The organism is [Mycobacterium] manitobense (assembly GCF_025821665.1).
GTDB classification, from domain to species: domain Bacteria; phylum Actinomycetota; class Actinomycetes; order Mycobacteriales; family Mycobacteriaceae; genus Mycobacterium; species Mycobacterium arseniciresistens.
In genome coordinates this window covers 19154-30592 of record NZ_JACKSJ010000142.1, presented here as the reverse complement: position 1 = coordinate 30592, position 11439 = coordinate 19154, and the positions used below count along the sequence as shown (strand labels likewise).

Sequence of the window (11439 nt, the reverse complement as noted above, 5' to 3'; positions counted from 1 at the left end):
GGAGCCCGCGCCGGAACCTCAGCCCGAGCCGGAACCCGCACCCGCCCCGGAGCCCGAGCCGGAGCCCGCGCCTGAGCCGGAGCCCGCGCCGGAACCTGCTCCTGAGCCCGCACCGGAGCCGGAGCCCGCGGCCGAGGCGCCGGCCGAGTGCGTGCCGTCAGCCGAGGCGACCTGCTGACGCGGCGCCTACCCGGCCAGTAGGGACGCGAAGGAGCCGCTTCCTCCGGACCGGTGCTACCTCCGCGCCGTCGCGAAGCCCGCGCGGATCAGCCGCCGGGCGGGACCAGCGTCGGCACGGTGATCGTCACCGTGCTGGTGCTCGTGCTGGTCTCGACCGTGGTGGTGGTCGGCGGTGTCGTCGTCGTGGTGGTGGTGGTCGGCGGGGTGGTCGTGGTCGTGGTGGTCGGCGCCGTCGTCGTGGTCTCCGGTGCCGACGACGACTCGGTCACCGTCTCGGTCGGTGGCGGGCCCACGGGCGCCGACGTGTCGTCGGTCGACGACGACGTCGTCGTGGTGGTCGTCGTGGTGGTCTCGCCCGATGAGGAGTCGTCGGACGTCAACTGGATCACCAGCCAGATGATCACCGCGATCAGCAGCGCGACCAGCGCACCGAGTGCGACCAGCGCGGCAGGCTTGCGATACCAGGGCTGCGGCTCCTCCGGCGGGGGCGCACCACCGCCGGGCGGTTCGCCATAACCACCGCCGTAATCGCTGTACTGCGTCGGCTCGTTGCCGTAGGCCTCACCGCCGTAGGCCTGGCTGCCGTACTGCGTCGGATCGTCGTCGCTGTAGTTGTTCGGATCACGCGCCACGGGCATCGATAGTAGGCCCTCAGTTGGCGCCGGGGTACAGGGAGCGGGTCTCGTTGAGGCGCGGCCGGCGGCGCGTCGACGTCGGTTCGTCGTCCTCGCTCTCCCTCGTGCGGGGTGCGCGGGACCGGGTGTTCGAAGACTCCGGGGCCGAAGTCGGAGGCGGCGGCGTCAGCGCCGGGTCAACGGGATTGATCTCGGTGGTCTGAATCGGCCTGGTGGTGGTGATCGTCGAGGTGGTCGAGGTCGCCGAATCCGAGGGCGAGGCACTCGAGAACGTCGAATCCACGAACTCGGCGGGCGTGTTGTCGGGTTCGTCCCGGGACACGGCCGTCACGCCCCAGACGACGAGGGCGATCGCGGCCAGCCCGGCGACACTCGCCCCCAGCAACTTGGAGGTCGACTCGTGCCACGGCGGCTCCGCGGGGTCCCGCCCGTCGCGGTCATCGTCGTCGCCGGTCACGGGCACCGATCCTATCCATGCCCGGCCATCCGGTCAGTTCAGCTGTGGGATGACCTCCGAAGCGAACTGCGCCAGGTGGTCGAGGTCGGACATGTCGAGCATCTGCAGGTACACCCGCTGCACCCCGGCCTCGACGAACGGGCCGAGTTTGTCGACGATCTCCGCGGGGGTTCCGGTCACCGGCGAATTGCCGCGCAGCTCATCGACCTCCCGCCCGATCGCGGCCGCTCGCCGCGCCACCTCGGCGTCGTCGCGGCCGGCGCACAGCACGAAGGCCGCCGAGTAGATCAGCGAGTCCTCCGGCCGGCCCGCGTCGGCGAGTGCCGCGGCCACCCGGCCGTACTGGGTCCTCAGCGTGTCCAGCGGCACGAACGGGATGTTGAACTCGTCGGCGAACCGTGCGGTGAGTGCGGGCGTCCGCTTCGGACCGGCGCCACCGATGATGATCGGCGGCCGCGGCGACTGCACCGGTTTCGGCAGAGCGGGCGACTCCGCGACCGAGTAGTGCTCGCCCGCGTAGTCGAACGTCTCACCCGAAGGTGTCGCCCAGAGTCCGGTGATCACGTCGAGCTGCTCGGTGAGCCGATCAAACCGCTCGCCCAGCGGCGGGAACGGGATGGCATAGGCGCGATGCTCCGCCTCGTACCAGCCGGCGCCAAGGCCCAATTCGACTCGGCCGTCACTCATCTCGTCGACCTGGGCGACGGAGATCGCGAGCGGGCCGGGATGGCGGAAGGTGGCGGAGGTGACCATCGTGCCCAGCCGGATCGAGGTCGTCTCCCGCGCGATCCCGGCGAGCGTCACCCACGAGTCGGTCGGCCCGGGCAGGCCGTCGCCGCTCATCGCCACGTAGTGGTCGGACCGGAAGAAGGCCGAGTAGCCCAGCTGTTCGGCGGTGCGGGCGACCGCGAGTTGATCGGCATAGGTCGCCCCCTGCTGGGGCTCGACGAAGACACGGAAGTCGGCGAGGTCCACGTTCGTCGAACCTACAGACCCTTCGGCGCGTCGCGCAGTGTCTGCACCGCCTGCGGATCGCCGTCGAGATCCACCCGCGCCTCCCGGCCCGCAGCGAACAGCAGCAACTCCTCGGGCCGGCCCGTCACCGTGACCGGCGCACCCTTTCCGGCGGTCACCAGCGTCTTTCCTGCGGGTGTCCGCAGTGCGGTCCGGGTGGGCGCCTTGGCCAGCGTCAGACGCGCGAACAGCGACAGCGTGCGGGTGAGTCCCTTGACGGCATCGGCGTCCAGGTCGCGCGGCTCCCAGCCGGGGTGCGCCCGCCGGACGTCCTCGTGGTGGATGAACATCTCGGCCAGGTTGGCCACCGGGTCGAGCAGTTTGAACGGTGACCAGACCGGCGGACCCGCGGCGATCTTGTCCAGCATCCGATTCCAGTCGGTGGACTGCGCGACCTGCTCCTGGATCCGGTCGGTCCGGTCGGCGAAGAAGGGGATCGCGATGCCGGGCGCGGCGTCGAGCCGGTACTCCCGGATCACCAGGTGTGCGGCGAGGTCGCGGGTGTCCCACCCCTCGCACAGGGTGGCGTCCCCGGGGTCGGTGGCCCGCATGGTCTCGACGAGTGCGGCGCGTTCGCGCTGGGCAGCGGTCATGGTGTCATTCTCCTGACTCATCCGGCAGCCGCCAGCCGGAGACTCCCGGCAGGGCGAGCGCCTCGTCGGGTCCCCAGCTTCCCTCGACGTAGGGGCGGACCGGCGGCCGCGCGTCGAGCACCGGTTGGCACACCTGCCACAGCCGGTCCACCTCGTCGGCGCGGGTGAACAGCGTCTGGTCACCGCGCATCACGTCCAGCAGCAGGCGTTCGTAGGCCTCGAGCGGGATGTCGCCGTCGGGATCGGCCTCGGCGAGGTCGATGTGCAGGCTCACCGGCATCAGCGAAAGGTCGGGGCCCGGTCGCTTGGCCATCAGGTGCGCGCCGACAGCGGCGTCGTCGCTGAGTTCGAGCACCAGCTGGTTCGACCCGTAGGTCCGGTCGCCGAAGCGTCCCATCGGTGGGCTGCGGAAGGTCAGCGTGACGGTGCGGCGGGTGCCGCCCATCGCCTTGCCGGTGCGCAGGTAGAAGGGCATCCCCTGCCAGCGTTCGGTGTCGACGTAGGCCTCGAGGGCGACGTAGGTCTCGACGTCGGAGTCGTCGGCGACGCCGTCCTCGTCGCGGTATCCCTCGTACTGGCCGAACACCACCCGCTCCGGGTCCAGCGGCCGCATCGCCTGGAACACCTTGGCCTTCTCGTTGCGCAGCGACGTCGCGTCGAGGTGCACCGGCGGCTCCATCGCGACGAACCCGAGCACTTGGCACAGATGTGTGGAGATCATGTCCCGAAAGCAGCCGGTCGACTCGTAGAAGCTGCCGCGGCCCTCGACGGTGAGTTCCTCGGGCACGTCGATCTGCACCGACTCCAAATGGTCGCGGTTCCATGCCGGCTCGATGAGGCCGTTGGCGAAGCGCAGCGCCAGGATGTTCTGCACCGCTTCCTTCCCAAGGAAGTGGTCGATGCGGTACACCTGCTCCTCGTCGACGACCTCCTTGAGCGCCGCGTCGAGTTCGCGCGAAGACTCCAGGTCGGTGCCGAACGGCTTCTCCACGACGATGCGGGCGTCGTCGGTGAGGTGCTCGCGACCGAGCATGCCGATCATCGGCCGCATCGCCGTCGGCGGCACCGACAGGTAGATCAGGATGCGGGCGTCCGCGCCCAGCTTGTCGCGAGCCTGCCGGACGGCGTCGGCGAGGTCGCTGCCGTCGTCGGCGTCCGATGTCTGAAAGGTGATGCGCTGCACCAAGTCCGACAATACGTCGTCGTCGATGTCGTCCACGGTGTCGCGCAGGCCGTCGCGGACGGTGTTCCGGAATTCGTCGTCGCTGCCGGGAGAATGGCGCCCGGACCCGATCACCGCGTAATCATCGGGCAGGCGCGACGCGGCGGCCAGCTTGTAGAGGCCGGGGAAGAGCTTGCGCTCGGCGAGGTCGCCGGTCGCGCCGAAGAGTACGAACACCTGCGGCGGCGGCCGGTCGTCGGCGGTCATGCGGCTGGGCCGATGCTGGCTTCGTGTGGGTGCACGCTGGTGAGTTGCCCGGCAGGCGTCACGGCAAAACAGGTGTGATGAAGAACGTCAGAAAGTGTCGACCCGTTCGACGGCGACGAACATGCCGTGCCGGGTGCCGTCGTTGGTGAACCGGGTGCCGTCAGGGGTGGCCTCGATGGTCCAGCCCACCGCGCGGTAGCTGCGGTAGTCGAGGGTGACGGCGGGGATGTCGCCGAGGTTGCCGACCACCCAATCGATGCCGCCGCCTGCGCTCACGCGCACCCCGTTGGCGGGCGCGCCGTCGACCTCGGGGGCGTCGGTGAACGGCGCTTCGCAGCCGACCTCGTCGGTGTCGAGCTGGCAGCGGGTCTTGCCGGACTTCGTCTGGATGAAGACGTAGCCGTTCTCGGCGGGCAGCTCCTGGGCCGGCGGCGGCGCAGGCGGCGTGGATGTCGGCGGTTTGGCGGCCGGGGTCCGGCTGGGCCGCGGCGTCGGGAACGTCGGCTCCGTCGGCGAGATCGGCTTGATCCGCGGTGGCGCCTCGGGGGCGCTCTGACAGCCCGTGACGAGCGCACCGATGGCCAGGACGGCTGCGATCGCCGGGACGAGCCTCATCCGCCCAGGCTACCGAGTGTGGGGCGGCAGTGACGGAAGTGACGCGCGTGGAATGGCGTCAGAGTCGGGTGGCCAGGTACGGCGCCGTCCTGCTTCGTCGCGATGCGGCCACCGCGTCCGGGGTGCCCGCGGCGACCACGCGGCCACCGTCGTCCCCGGCGCCGGGTCCCAGGTCGATCACCCAGTCGGCGCCCGCCACGACGTTCATGTCGTGTTCGGCGACGACGACCGTGTTCCCCGCGTCGACCAGCTGGTGCAGCTGTTCTTCCAGCCGCTCGACGTCGGCGGGGTGCAGACCCGTGGTGGGTTCGTCGAGCACGTAGAGCGTGTGGCCGCGCCGACTCCGCTGCAGTTCCGACGCCAGCTTGATGCGCTGGGCCTCGCCGCCGGACAGTTCGGTGGCAGGCTGCCCGAGCCGCAGGTAGCTCAGCCCGACGTCGCGCAGCGTCGCGAGGCTGCGGGCCGCGCCGGGCAGGTCGGCCAGGAAGTCGCCTGCCTCGTCGACGGTCATCTGGAGGACGTCGGCGATGGTGCGGTCGCGGTAGGTGACCTCGAGCGTCTCGTCGGAGTAGCGGGCGCCGTGGCAGGTGGGACACGTGGCGTAGGTGCCGGGCAGGAAGAGCAGTTCGACGGCGACGAACCCCTCCCCCTGACAGGTGGGGCAGCGTCCCTCGGCGACGTTGAACGAGAACCGGCCCGCCGACCACCCCCGCCGCCTGGCCTCCTCGGTCTCGGCGAACGCGCGCCGGACGGCGTCGAACATGCCGGTGTAGGTGGCGAGGTTGGACCGCGGCGTGCGACCGATCGGACGCTGGTCGACGCTGATCAACCGGTCGATGAGCTCGACACCGTCGGCGCTCACCCCGACGCTCGCGTCGAGGTCGATGTCGAGCATCTGGTCGGCGTCGTCGACCTCCTCGGCGGATTGCATTGCCGTGCCGCCGGATCCGAGGTGGCGCGCGACCACGTCGCCCAGCACCTTGCACACCAGAGTGGACTTTCCCGACCCGGAGACGCCCGTCACCGCGGTGAACACGCCGAGCGGCAGGTCGACGTCGAGGCCGTGCAGATTGTGGAAGTCGATGCCGCGCAGTTCCAGGATGCCCTGCGGCGTCCGTCGCTTCCCGGCCTCGCGTGCCGCGTCGTCGAACAGGTAGCGGCGCGTGGTCGACGCCGCGACATCGGCCAACCCCGCCACCGGTCCGCTGTAGAGCACCTCGCCGCCGTGCTCACCCGCACCCGGTCCGACGTCGACGATCCAATCGGCGCGGCGCACCACATCCATGTCGTGCTCGACGACGAAGAGCGAATTGCCGGCGCGGCGAAGCCTGTCCAGCACCTCGAGCAGCGGTTCGGCGTCGGCCGGGTGCAGCCCCGCCGACGGTTCGTCGAGAACGTAGAGCACGCCGAACAGTCCGGACCGCAACTCCGTGGCGAGCTTGAGACGCTGCAGTTCACCCGGCGACACCGTCGGTGTGCGGCGGTCCATGCTCAGGTAGCCCAGCCCGAGGTCCACCAGGATCGCGATCCGGGCCACCAGATCGGCGGCGATCATCGTGGCCACCTCGGTGAGCTCGCCGGACTTCGTCGACTCGTAGGCGGGTGCGAAGTCCGTGCGAACGGCGGTGGGCCGCAAAGCCTCGGCGAGCTCTGCCAGCGGCATGGCGACGTAGTCGGCGATGGAGCGGCCCGCGAAGGTCACGGCCAGGGACTCGGGGCGCAGCCCGGCGCCGTGGCAGACCGGGCACTCGGCGCTGTCGACGTACTGCAGCACCCGGCGGCGCATGGCGGCGCTCTGTGAGTTGGCCAGCGTGTGCCGGACGTGGCGTTCAGCGCTGGAGAAGGTGCCGTTGTAGTAGTAGTCGGCCGTCACCGGGTGTACGCCCGGATCGATTTCGACGGTCGGCTGGTCATCGGTGAAGAGGATCCAATCCCGTTGCCGCTTGGGCAGTTTGCGCCAAGGTCTGTCGATGTCGTAGCCGAGCGTGATGAGGATGTCGCGCAGGTTCTGCCCCTGCCACGCGCCCGGCCACGCGGCTACCGCGCCCTCGCGGATGCTCAGCGACGGATCGGGGACCAGGGTGCTTTCGGTGACCCGGTGGACGCGGCCGAGCCCGTGGCATTCCGGGCACGCGCCGACGGCGGTGTTGGGGGAGAAGGCGTCGGAGTCGAGTCGTTCGGTGCTCCCCGGCGGATAGGTGCCGGCCCGCGAGAACAACATGCGCAACAGGTTCGACAGCGTCGTCACGGTACCGACCGTCGAACGCGAGGACGATGAACCCCGTCGCTGCGCAAGCGCCACCGCAGGAGGAAGCCCGGTGATGTCGTCGACCTTCGGAGCGCCCGCGGGCAGCAGCAGCCGCCGGGCGTACGGAGCGACGGACTCGAAATACCTGCGCTGCGCCTCGGCGTAGATCGTGCCGAACGCCAGCGAGGATTTGCCGGAACCCGATACGCCGGTGAAGGCCACGAAGGCGTCGCGTGGTGCGGCCACGTCGACGGAGCGCAGGTTGTGCACCCGCGAGCCCCGGACGCGCACGTACGGATCGAGTGGTTCGCGATCGGGACCGGGCGTCATGTCAGCCACCATGTCACGACGTGGTTCGCGCGGGACGCGATGCGGCAGTCGTCGTGCGCCGTCAGGCCTCCGGATGCCAGCGCGCGATCCGGCAGGCGAAGGCGTACCACCCGTCGTCGACCCTGATCCTGCACACACCCGAGATGCGGCCGTCGAGGCCTTCGGCGAGCACCGTGAAGCCAGGGGTCGACGTCGCTTCGGTCACCGGCGGGATGAATCCCGTGCCGACGTCGTTGTCGTCGATGTCGTCCTCTTCGATCACCGACACCTCGATCCCGTCGAGATAGGGGGTGATCGGCGCGGGGAACTTGTCGCCGACGGTGCGCACCGCGTCGTCCTCGAAATCGCCGATGACCGAGTTGGGGATGTCGGCGAGCACCTGACCGTCGGCGCGCACCTGCAGGGCGATGTCGTCGGCACCCCAGCCCGAGGTCTCCTGCTGGCAGGTCAGGGTGGTCTCGACCGCGGGCTGTGTGAGGAGGAGGTTGATCGGAGTGCTCAGCACGATGGTGAACTCGACCTTGCGGGACGGGTCCGTCGTGCGCTGCACCAGGACGAAGAAGTGCTCGTTCTCCTTGGCTTCCCACCCGACCGTCGGCCCGCTGTCGGGCCCGGCGTCGAAGAGCCACTCGGCGGGCGGATTGATGCCGTCCCAGCGGCCCACGGTCAACAGGACGTCAGTGGGGTATGCACCGTCCACGACCGCGTACTCGACGTCGACCGACAGCGGGATGGGTCGGGGCAGCGCGATGCGCGGCGTCTCCACCAGGAACCACTTGCTCTCGCTGTCGTCCCAGTCGGCGTCGCCGGTGTCGATGTTGAAAGGCTGCTCCGGGAACCACTCCGTGCGCTTCTTCTCGGGCACCAGCACGATCGCGTCGCGCCAAGTCCGCCCCTCGTGGCGGTGCAGGTGCAGTCCGAAATTGCCCTCGCTGCGCCGCTTCCGTAGGAACACCTTGATGAAGAACGGCGCCATCAGCACGAACCGGTCACCGAGTTCCGGGTCACTGGGGTTGCGGTACGGCGGCTGCGGCGTGGAGAAGTCGTCGCCGAGGTAGATCTCGAACCCCATCGCGGCGCCGGTCACCTCCAGCCTGATGTCGTAGGTGCCCGCTACGTCCACCCGGAACCACTGCACGGAACCCTCCTGCAGGGTCCCGCTGCCGATGTAGTCGACCTGGCTGGGCACATCGACCGCGGTCGCCGGTGTCCGGAACGGCTCGGCCTCGTGGAAGTCCGCACGCAGCGGATGGTGGTCGCTGAGGTACGGAACCAGCCCGTGGGGATCGGCCAACTCCCGGTCGATGCGCAGGTGCTGCACGGCCAATCGGCTTGTCGCGGAGCTGAACACGTAGTCCAGCCGTTGCCGGTACGGCGGGTACACCGCGTCGGCGGTGAAGCCTGGGTCGCCGCGCCCGCTGGCCGGCCCGGGGCACTGGTCGCGGCCCCACCGGTCGACGAGCTGTTTGTACAGCGGCGCCCCGGGCTTGCCGAACAGGGTGGTCCACTCGGGGTCGGGTCCCGGGGGATGGGCCGCACTGTCGAGGTCGGCGTACCCCACGACGTTGAGGTCGCCGAGGAAGAAGATCTCCTGGCTGAACGGCGGCGATTCGCCGACACAGCGCTCGACGAACGCGGCCACGTCCTGCATCTGCTTGCGACGGTCGCCGGTGTTCTCGCCGACCATGTCGGTGTCGGCCTGCGTGTGGCTGATGAACACGTGCCGCTCGTCGGAGCCGGGCGGTTTCAGCCGCGCGTAGAGCACCCCCTTGGCGGCGAACTTGTCGTTGTCGGATGCCGCGGCGTACATCAGGAACCGCACCACGGGCACCTTGCCGGCGAACGCGGGGTCGAGCAGATCGGCGGCATCGGGCGGCGCGGGCACCGTCGCGAACGGGTAGCGGCTCGCCAGGAAGAGGCCGCTGTCCTCGAACTTCAGCGCAGCCAGACCGGCGAGATCCGCCAGCGGGCCCATGGTGATCTCCCACACCGCCTCCTGCAGGTCGCCGACGAATCCGGGTCTGACGATGCGGGTGTGGAACGTGTCGGCCTTGGCCACCTGATACGGGAACTTCGCGCGCAATCTTGCGCTGAGTACGTCGCGGGCCGGTTCGTCGAAGACCTCGTTGAGGCAGACGACGTCGATCTCCTCCGGGCTGTTCACGATCGCCTTCGCGATGAGCGCGGCGCGCTGCGGCGCGGTGTAGACCGGCGGGATCGACGGTGGGAATCCCATCTCCATCAGCGCCGACCGCATCTGGACGTTGTAGGTGAGGATGCGCATGGAGTCGCTCACGATCCGAGTCCTCCTATCGAGTCGAACAGCGGCACAACGACATCGGGTGGACTGCCCCGGAGCCGGGCCACCTCGTCGAAGTCGTCGCCTGCCGGTTGCAGCAGCCGCAGCTCGTTGGCCCGCAGGTCGGCGACCACCAGGTTGTCACCGGCCGACGCGACGAAGGTGGGGGCCGGCCACGCTGCACTGTCGAGTGTCACCGCCCGCGTCCCGGAGTCGTCGACGATCAGCAGCCTGCGGTTGCCGACGTCGATGAGAGCGACGCCGTCCAGATGGGCACAGATGCCGTACGGCACAGTGGGTTTCGCGCCGCCCGGCAGCGGGATCTGCGTCCACCCGCCGAGATCGCCGCCGATGCGGGTGAGCCGGCGGGCGCCGGGGTCGGTGACCCAGATGCGGTCACTCGTGTCGACCGCCAGGCCGCGGGGATCGGCGTACGCCCCTTCCGCCGGATCCGCGGCGGTGGGCGCACCGAGTTGCCCGTAGGTGGTCCAGCCTCCGCCGCCGATGTCGTCGATGAACACCAGCCGGGAGTTGCCGCCGTCGAGGACCACGAGCCGCCCGCCGCTGAACGCGGTCGCCACCGGTCGTCGGAACTCACCGGTTCCGCTGCCGGACGAGCCGAAGCGGGTCCACCCGCCGCCGAAGTTCGCTGCGGCGACGCTGTCCCCGGTCAACTCGGCGACCGCGACGGTCCCTGTGCCGTCCCGCGCGGCCCCCGACGGACCGGACAGTGCGGCGCCGCCGAACTCCGTCAGCGTCCCCGGATCGAGGGTGTCCCCGTCGACCTCGAACACCCGGCCGCCCAGGAACTCCGTGAACACGACTGTCATCGGCTCAGTCTGTCGCCTCGGCCGCCGCGGTGGGGGTGATCTTGACCGGTGGGGTAGTCGGCTACCCGTAGTCGGCTACCCGTCGGAGTTTGAATGCCTCTTCGACGGGCAACGCCGTCTACCAAACACAACGGCAAGGGAGTGCACCGTGGACACCACGAAATTGGCGGGAGTCGTCACTGCCGGCGCAGTCATGGTCGGCATCGGTACCGCGTCACCGGCGGCAGCAGAGAGCAGCATCCAGGTCGCAGGAAGCGAGGCGACCGCGAGTCAGAACGGCACTGAGGTCGCGTACACGGTGAGCAGGATCGTGCCGAGCTCGGCCCCCGTCGCGCCCCCGGCCGGCGGTCAGCTGTACGAGGCCACGGTGATGGCCAAGGCACTGCAGGGCACGGTCATTCCGGCGGTGCCGTCCTTCACCGCCCGCTCGGCGAGCGGTGCCACCTATCCCGTCCTGCCCGGAGCCTTCAATCTCAGCACATTCCCACTCCTGCAGGGCGATACGAGAAAGGGCCAAATCTACTTTGCCGTCGCCGGTGAGGCGCCGAACAGCGTGGTCTACAACAACGGGGCCGGGGATGTGCTGACCTGGGTGCAGGCCGGCCAGCCGTTGCCCAGCGCCGACGGCAGTGATTCGGCAGGCGGCGAGGGTGGCGGCGGTCCGGAAGGCGCCTCGCAAGGAGTGCCCGATGAGACCGACGAGGAACTCGGCCTCCCGTACCTCGAAGGTGAAGCCGTGGACACTGAGGAAGACGGCGAAGAGGGTGGCGGCTAAACCGCTGAGAACACCGGCGGTCACGAGCCATCGT

General features: G+C 69.8%; 10 protein-coding genes. 1 reads left to right on the top strand and 9 read right to left on the bottom strand.

The window, feature by feature from the left end; translation table 11 throughout:
- Nucleotides 1–266: 266 nt before the first annotated feature.
- The 9 genes from H7I41_RS16855 to H7I41_RS16815 all read right to left on the bottom strand — a co-directional run bounded on the left by H7I41_RS16855 (nucleotide 267) and on the right by H7I41_RS16815 (nucleotide 10630).
- Nucleotides 267–818: a hypothetical protein gene (locus H7I41_RS16855; protein ID WP_276008978.1), complete on the bottom strand. Its 552-nt coding sequence runs from the start codon at nucleotides 816–818 to the stop codon at nucleotides 267–269.
- Nucleotides 819–831: 13 nt separating this feature from the next.
- Complete coding sequence (locus H7I41_RS16850; RefSeq protein WP_264013748.1) at nucleotides 832–1272, bottom strand: hypothetical protein; 441 nt, start codon at nucleotides 1270–1272, stop codon at nucleotides 832–834.
- A 33-nt stretch (nucleotides 1273–1305) separates the two neighbouring features.
- Nucleotides 1306–2247 (bottom strand): LLM class F420-dependent oxidoreductase, encoded by a 942-nt coding sequence (locus H7I41_RS16845; protein WP_264013747.1) that lies wholly within the window; start codon nucleotides 2245–2247, stop codon nucleotides 1306–1308.
- Between the two features lie 11 nt (nucleotides 2248–2258).
- Nucleotides 2259–2879 carry a TIGR03085 family metal-binding protein gene (locus H7I41_RS16840; RefSeq protein ID WP_264013746.1) on the bottom strand — a complete coding sequence of 207 codons (621 nt, stop codon included), beginning with the start codon at nucleotides 2877–2879 and terminating at the stop codon, nucleotides 2259–2261.
- A gap of 4 nt (nucleotides 2880–2883) precedes the next feature.
- Entirely contained in the window at nucleotides 2884–4308 is a 1425-nt protein-coding gene (gene zwf, locus H7I41_RS16835) for a glucose-6-phosphate dehydrogenase (protein ID WP_264013745.1), read from the bottom strand.
- An 87-nt stretch (nucleotides 4309–4395) separates the two neighbouring features.
- Nucleotides 4396–4923 carry a hypothetical protein gene (locus H7I41_RS16830; protein WP_264013744.1) on the bottom strand — a complete coding sequence of 176 codons (528 nt, stop codon included), beginning with the start codon at nucleotides 4921–4923 and terminating at the stop codon, nucleotides 4396–4398.
- Between the two features lie 58 nt (nucleotides 4924–4981).
- Complete coding sequence (locus H7I41_RS16825; RefSeq protein WP_264013743.1) at nucleotides 4982–7501, bottom strand: excinuclease ABC subunit UvrA; 2520 nt, start codon at nucleotides 7499–7501, stop codon at nucleotides 4982–4984.
- 61 nt (nucleotides 7502–7562) lie between these two features.
- On the bottom strand, nucleotides 7563–9797 hold the full coding sequence (locus H7I41_RS16820) for an endonuclease/exonuclease/phosphatase family protein (RefSeq protein WP_264013742.1): 2235 nt from the start codon (nucleotides 9795–9797) through the stop codon (nucleotides 7563–7565).
- Complete coding sequence (locus H7I41_RS16815) at nucleotides 9794–10630, bottom strand: NHL repeat-containing protein (RefSeq protein ID WP_264013741.1); 837 nt, start codon at nucleotides 10628–10630, stop codon at nucleotides 9794–9796. Before H7I41_RS16815 ends, H7I41_RS16820 begins: the two co-directional genes overlap by 4 nt.
- Before the next feature lie 148 nt (nucleotides 10631–10778).
- Here H7I41_RS16815 and H7I41_RS16810 point away from each other — a divergent pair, with 148 nt between their 5' ends.
- Nucleotides 10779–11405 carry a DUF1942 domain-containing protein gene (locus H7I41_RS16810; RefSeq protein WP_264013740.1) on the top strand — a complete coding sequence of 209 codons (627 nt, stop codon included), beginning with the start codon at nucleotides 10779–10781 and terminating at the stop codon, nucleotides 11403–11405.
- Nucleotides 11406–11439 lie beyond the last annotated feature (34 nt).